This is a genomic window from Mariprofundus sp. KV (assembly GCF_013387475.1).
Taxonomy (GTDB): domain Bacteria; phylum Pseudomonadota; class Zetaproteobacteria; order Mariprofundales; family Mariprofundaceae; genus Mariprofundus.
The window spans coordinates 34,337-54,138 of sequence record NZ_VWNB01000010.1 but is presented as its reverse complement, the minus strand read 5'-3'; the positions used below and the strand labels follow the sequence as shown (position 1 = coordinate 54,138).

18 protein-coding genes are annotated in these 19,802 nt (G+C 52.4%); 14 read left to right on the top strand and 4 right to left on the bottom strand.

From position 1 onward, the window contains the following. The first annotated feature begins 25 nt into the window (after window positions 1-25). The 14 genes from arsB to F3F93_RS09205 all read left to right on the top strand — a co-directional run bounded on the left by arsB (window position 26) and on the right by F3F93_RS09205 (window position 16,225). Window positions 26-1,087, top strand: a complete 1,062-nt coding sequence (gene arsB / locus F3F93_RS09270) for an ACR3 family arsenite efflux transporter (RefSeq protein ID WP_176958900.1) — start codon at window positions 26-28, stop codon at window positions 1,085-1,087. A 61-nt stretch (window positions 1,088-1,148) separates the two neighbouring features. Next, window positions 1,149-2,147 carry an ArsJ-associated glyceraldehyde-3-phosphate dehydrogenase gene (locus F3F93_RS09265; protein ID WP_176958899.1) on the top strand — a complete coding sequence of 333 codons (999 nt, stop codon included), beginning with the start codon at window positions 1,149-1,151 and terminating at the stop codon, window positions 2,145-2,147. A 13-nt stretch (window positions 2,148-2,160) separates the two neighbouring features. Beyond that, window positions 2,161-3,372, top strand: a complete 1,212-nt coding sequence (gene arsJ / locus F3F93_RS09260; protein ID WP_176958898.1) for an organoarsenical effux MFS transporter ArsJ — start codon at window positions 2,161-2,163, stop codon at window positions 3,370-3,372. A 137-nt stretch (window positions 3,373-3,509) separates the two neighbouring features. Further along, window positions 3,510-3,959, top strand: a complete 450-nt coding sequence (locus F3F93_RS09255; RefSeq protein WP_176958897.1) for a CBS domain-containing protein — start codon at window positions 3,510-3,512, stop codon at window positions 3,957-3,959. Window positions 3,960-4,085: 126 nt separating this feature from the next. Continuing rightward, window positions 4,086-4,814 carry a rhodoquinone biosynthesis methyltransferase RquA gene (rquA, locus tag F3F93_RS09250; RefSeq protein ID WP_176958896.1) on the top strand — a complete coding sequence of 243 codons (729 nt, stop codon included), beginning with the start codon at window positions 4,086-4,088 and terminating at the stop codon, window positions 4,812-4,814. A 12-nt stretch (window positions 4,815-4,826) separates the two neighbouring features. Continuing rightward, window positions 4,827-5,258, top strand: coding sequence for a PGPGW domain-containing protein (locus F3F93_RS09245; RefSeq protein WP_176958895.1), 432 nt, complete (start codon window positions 4,827-4,829; stop codon window positions 5,256-5,258). Between the two features lie 111 nt (window positions 5,259-5,369). After that, the gene (locus F3F93_RS09240; RefSeq protein WP_176958894.1) at window positions 5,370-5,774 is read left to right on the top strand and encodes a hypothetical protein; all 405 of its coding nucleotides are present in this window, start codon (window positions 5,370-5,372) and stop codon (window positions 5,772-5,774) included. A 92-nt stretch (window positions 5,775-5,866) separates the two neighbouring features. Beyond that, window positions 5,867-6,241 carry a hypothetical protein gene (locus F3F93_RS09235; protein ID WP_176958893.1) on the top strand — a complete coding sequence of 125 codons (375 nt, stop codon included), beginning with the start codon at window positions 5,867-5,869 and terminating at the stop codon, window positions 6,239-6,241. A 611-nt stretch (window positions 6,242-6,852) separates the two neighbouring features. Next, entirely contained in the window at window positions 6,853-8,661 is a 1,809-nt protein-coding gene (locus F3F93_RS09230; RefSeq protein WP_176958892.1) for a bacteriohemerythrin, read from the top strand. Window positions 8,662-8,802: 141 nt separating this feature from the next. After that, window positions 8,803-9,615, top strand: coding sequence for a TetR/AcrR family transcriptional regulator (locus F3F93_RS09225; RefSeq protein WP_176958891.1), 813 nt, complete (start codon window positions 8,803-8,805; stop codon window positions 9,613-9,615). A 5-nt stretch (window positions 9,616-9,620) separates the two neighbouring features. Next, complete coding sequence (locus F3F93_RS09220) at window positions 9,621-11,096, top strand: efflux transporter outer membrane subunit (RefSeq protein ID WP_176958890.1); 1,476 nt, start codon at window positions 9,621-9,623, stop codon at window positions 11,094-11,096. After that, complete coding sequence (locus F3F93_RS09215) at window positions 11,096-12,238, top strand: efflux RND transporter periplasmic adaptor subunit (protein WP_206675415.1); 1,143 nt, start codon at window positions 11,096-11,098, stop codon at window positions 12,236-12,238. Before F3F93_RS09220 ends, F3F93_RS09215 begins: the two co-directional genes overlap by 1 nt. A 1-nt stretch (window position 12,239) precedes the next feature. Continuing rightward, a complete protein-coding gene (locus F3F93_RS09210) occupies window positions 12,240-15,317 on the top strand; it encodes an efflux RND transporter permease subunit (RefSeq protein ID WP_176958889.1) in 3,078 nt (1,025 codons plus the stop codon). Further along, window positions 15,314-16,225, top strand: a complete 912-nt coding sequence (locus F3F93_RS09205; protein ID WP_176958888.1) for an adenylate/guanylate cyclase domain-containing protein — start codon at window positions 15,314-15,316, stop codon at window positions 16,223-16,225. Before F3F93_RS09210 ends, F3F93_RS09205 begins: the two co-directional genes overlap by 4 nt. A gap of 16 nt (window positions 16,226-16,241) precedes the next feature. On the opposite strand, the gene F3F93_RS09200 is transcribed toward F3F93_RS09205, so the two are convergent. From F3F93_RS09200 to F3F93_RS09185, 4 genes are all read right to left on the bottom strand, one after another. Then, window positions 16,242-16,529 (bottom strand): hypothetical protein, encoded by a 288-nt coding sequence (locus tag F3F93_RS09200; RefSeq protein ID WP_176958887.1) that lies wholly within the window; start codon window positions 16,527-16,529, stop codon window positions 16,242-16,244. Between the two features lie 235 nt (window positions 16,530-16,764). After that, the gene (locus tag F3F93_RS09195) at window positions 16,765-16,983 is read right to left on the bottom strand and encodes a hypothetical protein (RefSeq protein WP_176958886.1); all 219 of its coding nucleotides are present in this window, start codon (window positions 16,981-16,983) and stop codon (window positions 16,765-16,767) included. A gap of 276 nt (window positions 16,984-17,259) precedes the next feature. After that, window positions 17,260-19,422, bottom strand: coding sequence for a catalase/peroxidase HPI (gene katG, locus F3F93_RS09190; RefSeq protein ID WP_176958885.1), 2,163 nt, complete (start codon window positions 19,420-19,422; stop codon window positions 17,260-17,262). 62 nt (window positions 19,423-19,484) lie between these two features. Then, window positions 19,485-19,706, bottom strand: a complete 222-nt coding sequence (locus F3F93_RS09185; RefSeq protein ID WP_176958884.1) for a DUF2061 domain-containing protein — start codon at window positions 19,704-19,706, stop codon at window positions 19,485-19,487. Window positions 19,707-19,802: the final 96 nt, after the last annotated feature.

Below are 19,802 nucleotides of genomic sequence, written 5' to 3'. Positions count from 1 at the left end.
TTACATATCCGCATAGGCGGATATAATGCTATCCAGTCAGGAGGCATCAATGAGTGAATCAAAACAGATGGGCCTGTTTGCCCGCTACCTCACGGTCTGGGTGTTCCTCTGCATCGTGGCAGGTATTGCTCTGGGTTCAATGATGCCAACACTTTTTCACGCTTTAGGTGGCATGGAAGTTGCACATATCAACCTGCCTGTAGCACTACTGATCTGGGCAATGATTCTGCCGATGCTGCTCAAGATCGATTACTCCGCCCTGCATGAGGTTTGGCAACAGCGGCGAGGCATTGCCGTCACCCTTGGCGTCAACTGGTTGTTCAAACCATTTTTTATGGCACTGCTCGGGTATATCTTTATCTATCATATCTTTGCGTCACTGCTTGCTGCCGATCAGCTGGATGATTACTTCGCGGGCTTGGTGATTCTGTCAGCAGCGCCATGTACAGCGATGGTCTTTGTCTGGTCAAAACTGACCCATGGCGATGCCCAGTTCACACTTTCCCAGGTGGCACTCAATGATCTGATCATGGTCTTTGCTTTTGCCCCCATTGTTGCACTGTTACTTGGCTTTGCTGCAGTCACCATTCCCTGGGATACCCTGCTACTGTCGGTGCTGCTCTATATTCTGGCGCCTGTATTGGTAGCATATTTCTGGAGGAATCATCTGCTTAAACAGGGATCATTTGATCGTGTGTTGCAGCGTATGGATCCTCTCTCTATGGCGGCACTACTGCTTACCGTGGTGCTGCTCTTTGCCTTTCAGGGCAATGAAATTTTACAACAGCCTCTGGTGATTGCCATGCTGGCGGTGCCGATTGTGATTCAGGTCTATGCAACCTTTGGAGTGGCTTACCTGCTTAATCGCAAGCTTGGGGTCAAACACAGTGTGGCCGCACCGTCCGCACTGATTGGTGCATCCAACTTTTTTGAACTGGCTGTGGCAACAGCGATTGCGCTGTTTGGTTTTGAGTCGGGAGCGGCACTGGCGACGGTGGTTGGCGTACTGGTGGAGGTGCCTGTGATGTTGACACTGGTGGCCATCGTGAACCGCAGCAGAGGCTGGTATGAGCGTGGCAGAGCGTGACATGAAGATGACATATTCACATATCAGGATGTGTCCGGCGATGTTTTTCGGGAGATAGCAGATGACAATCAAGGTTGGTATAAACGGCTTCGGTCGCATGGGACGTCTGGGGCTCAGAGCCGGATGGGAGATGTCTGGTTTTGAGGTTGTGCAGGTCAATGAAACTGCCTGTGGGGCTGCCTGCTCTGCGCACCTGCTGAAATTTGATTCAGTGCACGGCACCTGGCCATTGAATTGTGAAGCGGATGGTGAAACCATGCTGATCGATGGTGCCAGAATCGCCCACACAAGCAATCGGGCTATCGGCGAAACCGACTGGTCAGGCTGTGATATCGTTATTGAAGCCACGGGCGCATTTCGCAAGCCCGAGCAGTTGCAGGCCTATTTCGATCAGGGTGTGAAAAAGGTGATTGTGGCGGCCCCTGTCGATGGCGCGCTGAACATCGTCTACGGCATCAATGATCATCTCTATGACCCGGAGCAGCATGATCTGCTGACTGCCGCCTCCTGCACCACCAACTGTCTGGCACCGGTGATCAAGGTGCTGCATGAGAAGGTCGGTATCAAACACGGCTGCATGACCACCATTCACGATATCACCAACACCCAGACCATTGTCGACAGGGGGCACAAAGATCTGCGCCGGGCCCGCTCCTGTGGTCAGTCTCTGATTCCAACCAGCACAGGTTCAGCAAAAGCGATCACCAGGATTTTCCCTGAACTGGAAGGCAAACTCAATGGCATGGCGGTGCGTGTGCCACTGCTCAATGCATCCCTGACCGACCTGGTCATTGAAGCGGAGCGGCCGGTGACGGTGGAGGAGATCAACACACTGTTTCAGGAGGCTGCAGAGGGAGAGCTCAAAGGGATCCTCGGTTATGAGGAGCGGCCACTGGTCTCTGTCGATTATACCAATGATGCCCGCTCTTCGATCATTGATGCACCGAGTACGATGGTGGTCAATGGTACACAGGTGAAGCTCTATATCTGGTATGATAATGAGTGGGGTTATGTGAACCGGATGATGGAGCTGGCGCAAAAGGTGGCTGGTTCTATCTGATGCAGGTGTGCTGATGGAGCAGGGGTTTAAACACTACCTGACGGTTACCGGCGGTTACTGGGCTTTTACCATAACCGATGGTGCCATCCGCATGCTGGTGGTGCTCTACTTTCACGGCCTCGGTTATTCGCCGCTTGAGATCGCGATGCTGTTTCTCTTCTATGAGTTCTTCGGCATTGTCACCAATCTCGTTGGCGGCTGGCTGGGGGCTCGCGTTGGCCTGAATCGCTGCATGAATATCGGCATGATGATGCAGATCGGGGCGTTGTTGATGTTAACCGTGCCCGACGCATGGTTGTCGGTGGCCTATGTGATGGCAGCCCAGGCACTCTCCGGCATCGCCAAGGATCTGAATAAGATGAGTGCCAAGGCGGGTGTGAAGCTCTTTCTGCCTGAGAGGTCGGAGAAAAAGCTGTTCCGCTGGGTGGCAATCCTCACCGGCTCCAAGAATGCACTGAAAGGGGGCGGCTTCTTTATCGGTGCCCTGCTGCTGGCATGGCTGGAGTTCCGCGGAGCACTTCTGGCTCTCTCCGCACTGCTGCTTGTGGCACTGATCATCACCTCGATCCTGCTGCCGGGTGAGCTGGGCAAGAGTCCCTCTAAGCCGAAATTCTCACAGATATTCTCCAAGTCACCGCAGGTAAACCGCCTCTCTGCCGCCCGCTTCTTCCTCTTCGGCGCCCGTGATATCTGGTTTGTGGTGGGGCTGCCTCTCTTTCTCTATGCAGAGCTGGGCTGGAGCTTTACCGAGGTGGGCGCCTTCTTTGCGTTGTGGGTGATCGGTTACGGTTTTGTGCAGGGTTCTGCGCCGGCAATGTTGCGCACTTTTAGCAGCAGGGATCCCGATGGCTCTCTGGTGGCAGGTGCAGCGTTTGTCCTGCTTGTGGTTCCAGTCGCCATTGCCCTGGCAATGAGTCAGGGGTGGGATCTGCAGCTTGTGATTATCTTGGGGCTCTCCCTGTTCGGCATCGCTTTTGCCATCAACTCGGCTGTGCACTCCTACCTGATTGTCTCATGGTCAGAGCGTGAACATGTCTCGATGAACGTCGGTTTCTACTACATGGCCAATGCCGGTGGTCGCCTGACCGGAACACTGCTCTCCGGCTGGGTCTATCAGAGTCAGGGTCTGACAGGTTGCCTCTGGTGGTCGGCTGCTTTTGTACTGGCCGCCGCACTGATCTCACTGCAGCTGCCGAAGCAGGTTACGCCTGTCGCTCCCGGATAACCGGACAGGTTGCCCCACTCTCAGTCTCTTGCAGAGGCGGGATGGTTGCAGTGCAATGGTTGTTTGCTTTATCATCAGTAGCAGGCAACGTATGCACATCATCTGCCCTGATGAGATGCAGGCGGTGGAGGAATAAGATGATCGCTTCGAATGTAATGACAACCGATCTCATCACGCTTGGTGAAGATGCGACGGTGAAAGATGCAATTGTTCTGTTTCAGGAGTCGCCGCTGCACGATTTCCCTGTTATTGACGGCAAAGGCAGGCCCATCGGCATTGTTACCACCCGTTCGGTTCTTCACCATGCGGTTCCCGAATATGCGACCGATGATCTGCTGGCCGTGATGCGCGGCGGCCCCGATATCGGCTCGGTCTATGAAATGCTGGCTGCTTCTGCCGGGCATCGGGTGGTTGATGTGCTGGATCGTCAGTTTCCGGTGGTCAGGCAGAGCATGCCAACCAGTGCGGTGGCGGCGATGCTGATTAACCTGAAAGGGGACAGCCATAATGTGTTGGTAGTGGATGATGATGGAAAGCTGATCGGTATTATCTCAGCACGTGATATCATCTGCCGACTGCCGGAGTGACTCGTTTTAACTACTGAGGGTGCTCTGAAAGGTCTAATCCAGCCGTGGAAGCGAACGCCTTTTTTCTCAAGTGGTTTTTATGGCTGTATTGGTCATCATCTGATGGACAAGGGGTCTAAATCGTAGATGTTCAGATTTTATCGCTATTTTCTTGATGGTAAGCCGGCCTATCTGGTGCGCCACTACTGGTGGGCCTACCTCTGGCCGAAATCGGTCTGGTTTTTTGATCACCAGCCGATTATCAATGCGATCCTCTTTGGTCAGTATAAAAAGCTGATGAACGCCACGCTTGCGCGCTTAAAGCAGGCGCCGCTTGATCGCGTCTTGCAGCTCACCTGCGTCTACGGCTCTCTGACACCTCACCTGATCCGGCAGGTGCATCCGCAAGCGCTGCATATTACCGATGTCGCTGAGGTGCAGCTTGAACTGGCAGCAAGCAAGGTGGAGGCGGGGCAGCAGCTCTGTGCCACGCGTATGAATGCCGAATCACTCGCTTATAAAAGCAACAGTTTCTCCACTGTGGTGCTCTTTTTTCTGCTGCATGAGATGCCGGCTGAAGCGCGGCGCAATACACTGGCTGAGTGTATGCGTGTGATCCGTGATGGCGGGGTCCTGCTGGTGACCGAATATGGCAAGCTGCCGAAACATCACTGGCTCTATCGCTTTGTGCCGATGCGCTGGCTGACCACAAAGCTGGAGCCATTTCTGGAGAGCTTCTGGCATGAGGATGTTGAGGCGCTGCTCAATGAGCTGGGTGCGGCTTATGAAAAAGAGGTGAGCATCACTGCACACAAGGATATCTTCTCGGCATTCTACCGGGTGACTGAATTCACCATCTCAAAAAAGGCAGATTAGGACACGAGACGCATGGAAGCATTGATTCAACAGATCAGCGATTTTTTTGAAACCTGGGGCTGGTGGGTTGCGGTCGGTTCCGTGTTGATGTTTGTCATCAGTCTGGCCGCAATGCCCTATATCGTCGCCCGTATTCCGGTGGACTACTTCACCCATCATGGTCGCCACCGCATGAGCCAGAGCTCACGCCATCCGATCATTGAACTGGTACTGGTTATCCTGAAAAACCTGCTCGGTGCCGTGCTGCTGATTGCCGGAATCATCATGCTCTTCACACCGGGGCAGGGGCTGTTAAGTATTCTCTTCGGCCTGATGATTATGAACTATCCCGGCAAATATCGCCTTGAGTGCTGGATCATCCGCAAGCCGCTGATCTTTGGCGCAGTCAACGCCATGCGCGAAAAGCAGGGCGAACCTCCGCTAACAGAACCTGAAATCAGCTAACATCTGAATAGCTTCTTTCGGCCAAAAACGGTCATTCAGAATCTATACAGAACATTTATAATATGCTTAAATTACCTGTCTTTAACGAATAGCTATTACGAGGAGATTTGGTTGCCTATTGTACCTGAATATAAACCAAATGGAGTTATTGTCTGGCACAGTGGTATTGTTACTGGAGATGAATTTTTTTCAGCAAACGGGCAGGTTTATTCCCATAAATATGATGAAGGTCTTCTGTTTCAGCTGCTAGAATTTTCTAATGTTGAAGAGGTGAAGTTGTCTTCTCACGAAATTAAAAGTCTTGCAAATATGGACAAAAACCGTGTAAAGGAAACTGAGCAGTTTGCCTGCGTTGTAGCACCAACGGATACGCTGTATGGATTTTCTAGACAGTGGAATATTCAAGCCGAAAATGATGCATTTCACACCAATGTTGTACGCAGTATGGACGAAGCCATTACTTGGTTCGCATCAAAAGGAATTACAGTCACTCTCGAAAAACAAGCAACAAGATGAATGTCGCTTTTCCAAATTTAACGCTCACACTGTTTCCGGCGACATCAATTTCGATGGCCTATATGTAATGAAAGTACAGTAGGAGCGGTTTCATGGCATATTCAAGCACTTGGAAATCTACTGGAATATATAGAATATTCTCAGGCTTAGTCAGCGGTAGTGAAATTTTAAAGTCAAATCTTGAGCTGTATAATGATGTGCGCTTTAATAGCGCTAGATATATCATTAATGATTTCGCAGAAATATCAGGCCATTCAATAGAAGCCTCTGATTTGCAAGCCTTTGCATCAATGGATGAAATGATAGCTCAGGAAAAGCACGAATTTAAAATCGCTCTAGTAGTGCCTCAGGCAGCCTATGTTGGTCTCGCAAACGGTCTATGTGAACTAACAAACAATAAATTGTTTGAATATGCTACTTTCCAGACAGTTGATGATGCTCTGAAGTGGGTAAACAGCAAAGCCTGATTGATTCCTGAATGACCGAGGTTGCCGTAAATGTCTGCTGCGCATCAAACGCGACCAAAAGCCTGCCTCTCCACTTCGTCTGACTTCTGCGTGCAGCTAGTTGGCTCAATCGACTCGACTGCGAAAAGGAGCGTGACCCACCACGAGAGACTAAACCGAGTATAACTAGGCATATTTTAGGTGCTTGACTGAATGGCCCGATCAAAGGAGCAGACATTCAAGCGCAAGATGCAATGTACTTCGACAAATAAGGCTGTAGGAGCTATATTTACAAGTATACGGTGGAGTGGGTGTAATTCCTCGGAGGTGCTATGCGCTGCTACGAGTATCTTGGATGCAAACAGACAGAGTGCCCCATGTTTGGCAAGGAAGATGGGCCCCAGTGCTGGGAGATTGATGGAACGCTCTGTTATCATCATGTGATTAAAGAGGTGAGGCAAGAGCTCTCCGGCATGGAGAAAAAGGATTCGTGCAGGCTTTGCGGCTGCCTCTATTACAGTGCAGGGACCCCCAAATAATCAGACTGATTGATCATCTGCTTTTGGCCTTTACGTTGCTCGATCATAAAAGTACGTTCCGAAAGATTATCATGGTTGGAAACAGAGGTGATTATGTCAGAGAGTATGGTTGAATTTTTCGAAGTATTTCCATGGAATGATAATTTTGAAACGGGAATCCCAGAGATTGATGATCAGCATAAGCAATTAGTACACCTTTTGAACCAGTTGGCCGCACACTTGGCCCATCAGTCTGATTCGATCGAATTAAATAAAGTTTTTGGAGAATTGGCAGCTTATGCTGATCATCACTTCAAAACCGAAGAGGGTATTTGGAGACCTTATTTCAAAGATGATGACTGGTTTATCAACCATGAACAAACTCATAACTCTTTTATGGAGAACGTAGTTAAGTTAAAAGAAGAGGAGGGTACAAAACCTCTGGATGAGGTGATTGAAGACATCCTTAAATTTCTTACACACTGGCTAGCCTATCATATTCTAGACAGCGATAAGCGGATGGCTAAAGCCGTGTTAGCAGTCAACTCAGGCCTGTCACTGGAGCAAGCCAAAATGCATGCTGATCATGAAATGAGTGGTTCAATGAGGCTTCTGATTGAAACAGTGCTTGGCATGTATGATAGCCTTTCCTCACGCACTCTGGAGCTCATGAAAGAGAAAACAGAGCGCAAACGTTTCGAGAAGGAGCTGCAACAGGCACATGATGAATTAGAGGCCCGTGTTGTTGAACGTACGGAGGCTTTAGCAAAAAGTCAGGAACAGCTTTATCAAGCCCAGAAGATGGAGGCTATCGGTACACTTGTGGGAGGTATTGCCCACGATTTTAATAATATGCTGTCGGGTATTACAGGCAATCTCTATTTAGCCAAAAAGCGTACTTTGGAAATGCCAGATGTGGCGCAAAGACTTGCAAGTGTTGAAGAGCTCGCCTTTCGAGCATCTGAGATGATCCAGCAGTTACTAACATTTGCTCGTAAGGGTGACGTTACAATGGTGCCGTTACCATTGAACTCCTTTGTTAAAGAAACACTTAAATTCCTGAGGACATCCATTCCTGAAAATATTGAAATTCACCAGAGTATTTCTAGTGATTCGATGAAAATTGTAGGCAATGCGACCCAGCTTCATCAAGTATTGATGAACTTGGTGAATAATGCTTGTGATGCCATCGAGGGTGCAATTGATCCATCCATTACTATTAAGCTTGAGGAGTATTATCCAGACACGGCATTTATTGAAATGCACCCGGAGTCTAGTTTGACTCCTTATGCACATTTAAGTGTTGAAGATAATGGGGGCGGTATTCCAGAGCATCAAGTTAAACATTTGTTCGAACCCTTTTTCACCACCAAGGAACAAGGCAAGGGTACAGGCCTTGGTTTAGCAATGGTTTTTGGAGCAGTAAAAACCCATCAGGGCTTTATTGAAGTAAGTAGCAGCATAGGTAAAGGCTCAGCTTTTCACATCTACATACCTATTCATAAACTGGTGGAAATTGACTATACAGCATCTTCGGAGAACGTTGCTGAAGGTAATGGGGAGATGGTCTTAGTCGTAGATGATAACGAAATAGTACGAAAGAGCACCAGAGACATCTTAGAGAGTATAAATTACAAGGTATGTGAGGCTTCTAATGGATTGGAAGCAGTTGATATAATTGCAGCCAATCCAAATGAAATTGCTTTGGTGATACTTGATTTGGTTATGCCAAAGCTCGGCGGCGTAGAAGCAGCCAGGCGCATCAAAGAAATTCAACCTGAAATGAAAATTATACTTTCTACTGGCTATGACAAAGATGAAGCATTGAAGGGTGAGCTTCCTTCAGAAGGGGTCTCAATACTTTCCAAGCCCCATAGTGTTGATGAGCTTAGTAAAGTGCTCAGGGATCAGCTGGATTCGTAGACGTTCCTCCCTTTTGAGAGTCCGATTTTGGCCGGAAGCGGCCAATCGCGGCTTGAATAAATTTGATGCATCGTGGTTAATCAAAGTGAAATAAGCGCCAAATTATCCCCGTACATTTAACACCTTGAAAGATAATGGTTGATGTTTCGAGCTGCGTTCGATTATTGTTCGAACATTGTTCGTTTTTATGGCGGGGTGAATATGCAGCGGCGAGAGAAGCGTGAACTGCGCGAAAAAGAGATTGTTGAGACAACGATCAGGCTGTTGTCGCAGCGCGGGTTTCTTGATCTGCGTATGGCCGATATTGCCAAAGAGACCAGCTATTCGATGGGTACGATCTACTCCCACTTTGAGAGTAAAGAGGATCTGCTGGTGGCCTGTGCCTATGCACTGATTCTGGAGCACAAGGTGCTGTTTAACGCCATCGGCAGTCAGCCGATCTCTGCCATTGAGAAGATCATCACCACCGCCCAGTGCAGCTGGCAGATATCCATGCGCCACCCCGACCTGATTGAGATCGACAACCTCTCACTGATGCCTTCGGTCTGGCGCAGGGCGACCAAACAGCGGGCCAATGAACTGAATCTGCTGCATGTTGAGCTGGCGCAGCTGTTTCTCGGGATCGTGCATGAGGCGATTGAGACGAGTCTGAATGGTTATGATCAGCTGGATCAGCCGCAGATTGAGCAGCTGGCCAACTATCTTACCCACGGCATGTGGGGCTTGTGCGTGGGGCTCTCCAGTACCGCGCAGTCGGGTTATGCCAGTACCCTCTGCCCGGATAGTGGTGATGAGAGTGACCGATATTTCGCCACCAACTATACCAATTTCCTCAAGGGGTATGGCTGGCGGGAGGAGAATCCGGAGGCGGTCTTCGCGCAGTGCAAGGGTATCGCACAGGCGTGCATGGATCAGACCACCTGGTTCTCAGCCAGCAGGGAGCAGTCGTCGTGAAAATAATGCCGAAAGTCATAACAGCAGCCGTTCTGTCATTGTTGATCAGCGGCTGCGCGGTAGGTCCCGATTTTTCATCGCCTGCCTCCCCCGAGGTGTCAAAGTACTCCAATGAGCTAATGGACGTTGCATCCGCGACTGCATCGACTCAGCCGCAGCTCAAGCAGAGCGCTTCGATTCCGGCACTCTGGTGGCAGCTGTTTGAATCAGATGAACTGGAGCAGCTGGTTGCGCTCGGTCTGCAGCAGAGCCCTACCCTTGCTGCAGCCAAAGCCAGACTGAAAGCAGCAGAGGAGACATTCAGTGCGGATCACGCATCCATCCTGTTTCCGGCCGTGGATGCCAGCTTGAACAGCTCACGTCAGAAGATCTCCGGCGCCGCCTTTGGCAATGCCGGCAACGGTAGTCTGTTTACCGTGCACAATGCTTCCGTGGGTGCCAGCTACTCGCTTGATCTGTTTGGTGGCGGACAACGCTATCTGGAGTACGGACTGGCGCAGGTAGAGTTTGAGTCTTATCAGTTAGAGGCGGTCAAAAACACACTGGCCACCAACATCGTGACAGCCGCAATCAATGAGGCATCACTGCGTCAACAGATCATAGCCCTGCAGGAGATTATCACTGCAGAGGAAGAGCAGCTGAAGGTGGCCGAATTGCAGTTTGAGATTGGCGTGATGGCCAAGGCGGATCTGTTAAGTCAGCGCACCGCCATGGCGCAGACACGCACGCAACTACCGGCCCTGCAGAAGGCGCTGGCACAGACCCGGCATCAACTGGCAACGCTGACCGGGCGATTGCCTGGCGAGGCAGCGCTGCCGCAGTTCAGCTTTGAGACACTGACCATGCCGCAGGAGATACCGCTGACACTGCCCTCCACACTGACGCGCCAGCGACCGGATGTGCGGGTGGCTGAGGCGGCCCTGCATCAGGCCAGTGCACAGGTGGGGGTAGCCACGGCCAACCTCTACCCCAACATCGGCCTCTCCGGCAGTTATGGCACAGAAGCGGTGAAGTTCGGCGATCTGTTCAGTGCCGGAACCGCCATCTGGGGCTTGGGTGCAGGCGTGCTGCAACCGCTGTTCAGAGGCGGCGAGCTGCATGCCAGGAAACGGGCAGCGGTGGCAAAATATGAGCAGGCCGCTGCCGAGTATCGGGGCAGTGTGCTGGCCGCATTTCAGGATGTGGCCGATGCACTGCTGGCGATTGAGATGGATAGCAGGCAGCTGGAGCTGCAGAAGCAGTCGGAGAAGATGGCATCAGAGACGTTGCAGCTGGTGAATCTGCAGCATGAGCAGGGGGCGGTGAGTTTTCTTACCCTGCTGAATGCCCAGCAGCAGTATCAGCAGGCACGTATCAGCCTGATTCAGGCGCGCGCCATCCTCTATGCCGATACCGCAGCACTGATGTATGCACTCGGTGGTGGCTGGTGGAACAGCGATGAGCAAGATCAAACAGTTGAGAAAAAGGCGGAGAAACAGTGATGAAAAAATCGATGAGTAAACGGATGATCATTATGCTGGTCATCGTCGGGGCGGTATTTGCGGCGATTATCGGTTATCAGATGTTTGTTGCCAGTATGATGAAGCAGTTTCTGGCCTCCAATGCGCAGCCGCCAGCTACGGTGACTGCGATGCAGGTGAAACGTGAGCTATGGCAGTCACAGCTTGGTGCGGTTGGCACCCTGCGTGCGATTCAGGGGGTGGAGATCAGCGCCGAGATTGCCGGCATTGTGAAGAAGGTTCACTTCAAATCGGGCGATGAGGTGAACAAGGGTGATCTGCTGCTGGAGCTCAACAGTGCAGAGGAGGCGGCTCAGCTGCAGTCGCTACAGGCCAATCGTAAGCTTGCCGAAATTAATCTGGATCGCGATAAGCGGCAGTTTGCCGTGCATGCGATCAGCAAGTCGAAGCTGGATGCCACTCAGGCTGAACTGACCAGCAGGATTGCACAGGAGGCGCAGCAGCAGGCGATCATCGATAAGAAGCGTATTCGCGCCCCCTTTGCCGGTCGCCTTGGCATCACCCGGGTCAATCCCGGCCAGTACCTGAACATGGCCGAACGCATTGTCTCGCTGCAGAACAGCCGTGCTCTCTATATCGATTTCAATCTGCCTCAGAAGTATGTCGGTCAGATCAGGCAGGGGCAGACTATGACTGTTGTTGATACGCAGAACAGTGATCTGGCCATCAGCGGCACGATCAGCACCATCAACAGCGTTGTCGATAACAGCACCCGCAATGTGCAGGTCGAGGGGCTGATTGATAACAGCAGTGGCACACTGCTGCCCGGCATGTTTGTGAATGTGAAGGTGGATAGCGGAGCACCGCAAAAGCTGTTGACCCTGCCGCAGACGGCTATCAGCTATAACGCCTACGGCTCCACCCTGTTTGTTGCCAAAGAGGTGCAGGGGGATCAGGAGGGTAAAAGCCAACTGGTTGCGCAGCAGGTGTTTGTGAAAACCGGAGACAAGCGCGGCGATCAGGTCGTTATCCTCGAAGGCCTTGAGGAGGGCGATACCGTTGTGACAAGTGGTCAGCTGAAGCTGAAGAACGGCACACCTCTGATTATCAATAATAGTGTGCAGCCGGCCAATGATGCGGCTCCAAAGCCGCAGGAGAAGTAGGGTGCGCTACACCGATATCTTTATCCGCAGGCCGGTACTGGCCACCACCATCAGTCTGTTGCTGTTGGTTCTGGGACTGCAGGCGATCATGAATATGCCGATCCGCCAGTATCCGGAGACACAGAATGCCGTGGTAACAGTGAGTACTGCCTACTATGGTGCTGATGCTGAAACGGTATCCGGCTTTATCACCCAGCCACTGGAGACAGCCGTGGCGCAGGCAGAAGGTATCGATTACCTCTCATCCGTCAGTGTTAGTGGTGTCTCCACGGTGACCGCCACCCTGCGCCTGAACCACGACTCCAACCGGGCATTGACCGATATCAATGCCAAGGTGAATGCTGTGTTGAATCAGCTGCCTGCCGAGGCGCAGCAGCCTGTACTCACTGTGCAGGTCGGCGAGACCATCGCTTCGATGTACATGGGTTTTTTCAGTGAGGTGCTGCCGGGCAACAGTGTGACCGATTATCTGCTGCGCGTGGTGAAGCCGCAGATCGATGGTATTGAAGGGGTGCAGCGTGCCGAGATTATCGGTGCACGTCAGTTCGCGCTGCGCGCCTGGCTCGATCCGGCCCGTATGGCCGCTTATGGTATCTCAGCATCCGATGTCTACGGCGCACTGGCAGCCAATAACTACCTTGCGGCTCTGGGCAGCAGTAAGGGGCAGATGGTCAGCGTTGAGCTGAATGCGGCCACCAGTCTGCACTCTGTGGAGGAGTTCAAACAGCTGGCCATCCGTGAGAGCAATGGCGCTATTGTGCGCCTGCAGGATGTCGCCAATGTGATGCTCGGGGCGGAGGATTATAATCTGACCACAGCCTTTGGTGGTAAGAAGTCGGTCTTTATCGGTGTCAAAGTAGCACCCGATGCCAATGTGCTGGAGGTGATTCAGCGCGTGCGCGACGCCTTCCCGGCGATTCAGGCGCAGATGCCCAACGGTCTGACCGGTAAGATTGTTTATGACGGCACCAAATTCATTGAGAGCTCGATTGATGAGGTGATCAAAACACTGGTTGAGGCGCTGCTGATTGTCGCCTTTGTCGTCTTCATCTTCCTGGGCAACTGGCGAGCCGTGGTTGTGCCGCTGGTGGCCATTCCGCTCTCGCTTGTCGGTGCATTTTTTATTATGCAGTCGCTCGGATACACCATCAATCTGCTCACCCTGCTCTCGCTTGTGCTGGCCATCGGACTGGTGGTCGATGATGCCATTATTGTGGTGGAGAATGTCGATCGCCATATGCATCATGAGGGCAAGAGTCCGTTTGAGGCGGCGATTCTGGCCGCGCGTGAATTGGGCGGGCCGATTATCGCCATGACTGTGGTGCTCATCGCCGCTTATGTGCCGATCGGTTTTCAGGGCGGATTGACCGGTGCCCTGTTTTCCGAGTTCGCCTTTACACTGGCCGGTGCCGTGACCATCTCAGGCATTGTCGCACTGACCCTCTCGCCGATGATGACCTCGAAAATGTTCAAGCCCAAACAGGATGAGAGTCGGCTGGTCATCTTTATTGATCGCCAGTTTTCGCGCCTGCACGATGGCTATAAGCGCAGGTTAACCGGCACTCTGGCAACATGGCCGGTGATGGTGGTGATGGGTGGCCTGCTGCTGGTGGGCGTGGTCTATCTCTTTGCCACCTCCAAGGCGGAGCTGGCACCGCAGGAGGATCAGGGCATTGTACTGGCCCATGTAGCCGGTGCCCCCAATGCCACCGCACAGCAGATGGGCGTCTATGCCGATCAGGCCTTCGCGCTGGCGAGTGACCTGCCCGAATATGATCAGATGTTCCAGCTTACCGGCATGCCGACGATCAATCAGGGCATAGGCGGTGTGATGTTCAAGCCGTGGGATCAGCGTGATCGCAGCGCCGCAGAGCTGCAGCAGATTCTGCAGCAGAAGTGGAACACGATTGCCGGCGCCCATGTTGCCGCCTTCCAGTTCCCGGCGCTGCCCGGCTCAGGCGGTCTGCCGCTGCAGTTTGTTATCAAAACCACCGAATCGTTTGAGAACCTGAATGAGATTGTCGGCAAGGTGCTGGCCAAAGCGCAGGCCAGCGGCATGTTCTTCTTTATCGATTCCGATCTGAAGATCGACAAGCCACAGAGTACGCTGGTGGTGGATCGCGATATGGCGACCAGCCTCGGCCTGACCCAGCAGGATATCGGTGCATCCCTGGGTGCTGCCCTTGGTGGCGGTTATGTGAACTACTTCTCCATCGGTGGCCGCTCCTATCGGGTGATGCCGCAGGTCGGGCAGGAGTTCCGCCTTAACCCTGAGCAGGTGCTCGATTATTATATCCGCACACCGGCCGGTAAGATGATCTCCGCATCGACCATCGCTTCGATCTCCTATGAGGTGGTGCCGGAGTCGATCAACCGTTTCCAGCAGCTCAATTCAGCCACCATCATGGGCGTCTATGCGCCGGGTGTGTCACAGCAGCAGGTGCTCGACTTTATGGCCAATACCCTCCATGAGGAGGCGCCCAGCGGCTACAGTGCCGACTATGCCGGCCCATCGCGCCAGTACATGCAGGAGTCCGGCGGTTTTGTCTTCACCATGCTGTTTGCCATCGTGATTGTCTTTCTCGCCCTCTCCATCCAGTTCAACAGCTTCCGTGATCCAATGGTAATTCTGGTCTCTGTGCCGCTGGCGCTGCTCGGCGCACTGCTGTTTATCAATGTCGGCCTCGCCTCGATCAATATCTATACGCAGGTGGGGCTGGTGACACTGATGGGGCTGATCAGTAAACATGGCATCCTGATGGTACAGTTTGCCAATGAGCTGCAGCTGGCCGGACGCTCGAAGGTTGATGCCATTATCGAGGCTTCGGCGGTGCGTCTGCGTCCGATCCTGATGACCACCGCAGCGATGGTGCTGGGTGTGATTCCACTGGTCATGGCCAGTGGTGCCGGTGCGGCAGGGCGCTACTCGATGGGGCTGGTGATCTTTACCGGTCTCTCCATCGGCACGCTGTTTACCCTGTTTGTGGTGCCTGCGGTCTACGTGCTGCTGGCCAAGGATCGTGCCGCTGAGGTGGTGAGTAGTGAGGCGGAGCTGGAGTTAGCGGAGAAACTGGCATGAGCCATATCTATTCAGATACCGACCATCAACGAATCGAAGTAACGGATGAGGATACGCTTCTAACCTCATCCCTAAAGGCGGGCATCAATCATACACACGCCTGTGGCGGCAATGCACGCTGCTCCACCTGCAGGGTGCATGTGGTTGAGGGGCTACAGCATTGCCAGCCGCGCAACAGTGCGGAAGAGCAGATGAAAAAGCTGATCGGGCTTCCTGATGATATCCGCCTTGCCTGCCAGACCAGGATTACGGGTGATATCAAAATCCGTCGCCTGGTTGTTGATGATCTGGATGCTCAAATCATCAGAGATCAGTTGGCTACACATGATGAGAACTCACTGGGTCGGGAAAAAGAGATTGCGGTGCTGTTTACCGATCTGGCCAACTACACCGCATTTGCTGAATCACTGCCTGCCTATGATGTGGTGCATGTGCTCAATCGCTACTACATGACGATGAATGATATCGTCACCAAATATGGTGGTGTGATCAGTGATGTGGCTGGCGATGGCATGTTGATCCTGTTTGGTGCCTGCAAAAAAGAGGATGGGCTGGTGATCGATGCGATTCGCACCGTGCAGGCGATGCGCCGGGAGCTGACCCATTTTAATGAGTATCTGGAGAGCATGTATGGTCGCTCATTCGGTTTAAGGGCGGGTATCCACTATGGATCGGCCATTATCGGCCATTTTAGTACCGGCCCGATGAGTAAGGTGGCAGCCATTGGTGATACGGTGAATCTGGCGGCCCGGATTGAGCAGGCGAACAAACAGTTCGGTTCCCAACTGCTGATCTCGGAAGCGGCCTACCAACAGGTGGCTGGTGAGATAGAGCAGATCGGCTGCCATAAGGCGGAGCTAAAAGGTAAAACCGGCAGCTACGCGCTCTATGAGATTGAGCTGAAGTAGCCTCTAGTCTGATCTATTAACTTTTGGTGTTAGCGGCGATCTCACGCGTGGCCTGCCAACCCTGTTTAGCCTTCTCACCACTCCACTCGGCAGCATCTTCAGCCGCTTCGCTGGTCACGTGCCAAGCTGAGCGCGACTTCTCTACAGTCCAGTCAGCCACATTTGAGGCGAAGGATTTGGTACTCTTCCAGGCTGAGTCTGCGGTCACTTTTGTCTTCTCCCACATATCCTCTTCAGCCGCAGCAATCTGCGGTGCATTCATCAGTCCAAAAATCATCAGGGAAACAATCACCAGTTTTTTCATAGTCAGACCTCCAATCAGGTAATTCAACCCGATTGCTACGGGGGATTTGGAGGGATATCCGTGTTTTTCATCACATTGGTGTTTAACCAAGGGAGGGTGTAATTAGTAAACTGTCACCGTAATACGGAGAATCGTTTAGAAAACGCAGATCTGTAAGCCAAATGCACTTGTTGAGCAAGATTGAGTGAACAGCTCCAGCATCTGTGTAATGGAGAAGTGTTTTTCTTTTCATATCTTATAACGCCTTGCATGACACAGCTATTTTACCCCATTGCGCCTTATAAAATAAACCAATGACTCCAGAAAGGATAAAAATAGAAAAGCCTAAAGTCATAAGCGCTGAATTAAATGGGCCAGTTGAAGTCTTGAATTGAATGAGCATATTTACTGACCCAGCCAGCAGGCTGACACCGATAGCTAACCACCCATACATTGTTATTTTATAATGATGCATAAACTATTCAGTTCTAACTAGGTAATACGTGTACTAGATTTTCCATGTATTACCCTCCTATATACGCCCTTTTTTCCGCCATATCTCATATTCTGGATCGAACAAGGAATATGACTGGTTAATTAGATGTACTATAGACTAATTCTGGAAGTTTGCAGGATTAGCGTTGTTTCAGATGAGGGTTTCGATGCCGGTGAGGGAGAAGCGCAAGCTTAGGGCGGCGCTTCAGGTTCTCCGAAACGCCGCCCATGTTTTGCAGGTTTTTATCTGACTGGATCAGGCGAGATCGAAGCGATCGAGATTCATCACCTTGTTCCAGGCTTTAACAAAGTCATGCACAAAGCGATCCTGCGCGTCAGCTGCTGCGTAGACTTCCGCCAGAGCGCGCAACTCGGAGTTTGAGCCGAAGATCAGATCGACACGTGTTGCACTCCATCTCACTTCACCGCTATCGCGGTCACTGCCTTCAAACAGGCTCTCATCAGCAGAGCTCGCTTTCCAGCTGGTCGCCATGTCGAGCAGATTGACGAAGAAGTCGTTGCTCAGCACCTCCGGCCGGTCGGTGAAGACACCGTGCTGCCTGCCTGCGAAGTTGCTGTTGAGCACGTGCATGCCACCAATCAGCACAGTCATCTCTACCGGGGTAAGGGTGAGCAGTTGCGCTTTGTCGACCAGCAGCTCTTCTGCAGAGAGGGAGTATCTGCCCTTCTCATAGTTGCGGAAGCCATCGGCGACCGGCTCCAGAACAGCGAATGACTCAACATCTGTCTGCTCCTGTGAGGCATCGGTGCGGCCCGGTGTGAATGGTACAGTGACAGGCTTGCCAGCGCGTCTGGCGGCCTCTTCAACAGCTGCACATCCGGCCAATACAATCAGATCAGCCATCGACACCGGTTTATTAAAATCACTGCGGATCGATTCGAGTGTTGTAAGCACTTTGGCCAGCTGCTCCGGCTCATTCACCGGCCAATCCTTCTGCGGTGCCAGGCGAATGCGGGCACCATTGGCGCCGCCCCTCATATCCGATCCACGGAAGGTGGAGGCCGATGCCCATGCTGTTGCAACCAACTCACCAATCGTGAGGCCGGAATCAAGGATCATGCTCTTGAGTATGGTGATATCGTTATCATTGATCAGCTGATGATCCACAGCAGGCAGAGGATCCTGCCAGATCAATACTTCGACAGGCACTTCAGAGCCCAGATAGCGGGAGCGTGGCCCCATATCGCGATGGGTCAGTTTGAACCATGCGCGGGCAAAAGCATCGGCAAATTGATCGGGATGCTCATAGAAGCGGCGCGAGATCTTTTCGTATGCCGGATCAAAGCGCAGGGCGAGATCTGTGGTGAGCATGGCTGGTGCATGCTGTTTGGATGCGTCATGCGCATCAGGCACCAAACCCTCTCCGGCGCCGCCTTTCGGTCTCCACTGCTGTGCGCCGGCTGGGCTCTTGGTCAGCTCCCACTCGTAGTTGAAGAGGTTGAAGAAGAAGTTGTTGCTCCACCGGGTCGGCGTGGTGGTCCAGGTCACCTCCAGGCCGCTGGAGATGGTGTCTGCCCCCATGCCGGAGCCATGGCTGCTCTTCCAGCCAAAACCCTGCGCTTCGATGGCTGCGCCTTCAGGTTCAACGCCTACAGCTGCGGCATCAGCGGCACCGTGGGCTTTACCGAAGGTGTGGCCACCGGCAATCAGTGCCACAGTCTCTTCGTCGTTCATCGCCATGCGGGCGAATGTTTCGCGAATATCTCTGGCAGCAGCCAGCGGATCGGGGTTACCGCCCGGGCCCTCAGGGTTCACATAGATCAGTCCCATCTGAACGGCAGCCAGTGGATTTTCCAGCTCCTCGTGCTCACCGCTGTGACGCTGGTTTGCCAGCCACGCTTTCTCACGGCCCCAGTAGACATCCTTTTCAGGCTGCCAGATATCTTCGCGGCCACCGGCAAAACCAAAGGTTTTAAATCCCATCGACTCCAGTGCCACATTGCCTGCCAGAATCATCAGGTCTGCCCATGATATCTTGCTGCCATACTTCTGTTTAACCGGCCAGATCAGTCGGCGCGCTTTATCGAGGTTGACGTTGTCCGGCCAGCTGTTGAGCGGAGCAAAGCGCTGGCTGCCGGAACCTGCGCCGCCACGACCATCGGCAGTGCGGTAGGTGCCTGCACTGTGCCATGCCATGCGCACAAACAGCGGCCCGTAGTGACCGAAATCGGCCGGCCACCAGCTTTTGGAATCACGCATCAGGGTATGCAGATCGCGCTTCACCGCGTCAAGATCAAGGCTGTTGAAGGCCTCAGCGTAATCAAAGGCCTCCCCCATCGGGTCGGATTTTGAGTCGTGTTGGCGCAGAACATCCAGTTTCAGCTGGTTGGGCCACCACTCTTCATTGGAAGTGGATTGTGCTGCGGTGTGATTGAACGGACATCTCTTTTCAGTCATGGGAGGCCTCCTTAAAGGGATCTGCAGTTGCTGGCTGCTGTGATGTTGCCACTGTGTTGATCTCAGTGGCCGGTTGTTGGCTGGAGATGCATCGCCAGTGCATCGGCGTTTTGTCTGCGACTTTTTGATTCCCAGAATTTCTCGTGAAAGAAATAGGCGATGGTATTGATCATGGGTTCAACCAGAGCAATGGCACCACCGACCAGCAGGCTTCCAGTCATCAGATAAGCGACAGTGAATGCGACGGCCATGTGGAGAACGCCAAATGAAAATGTCTTTTTCATAGCAACCTCCTGATTCATCAACTTACAAAGGGAGTATATGCGTGCCACCATCATAAATAAAATTGGATATATCTATGATAACGATTCATTATTTAG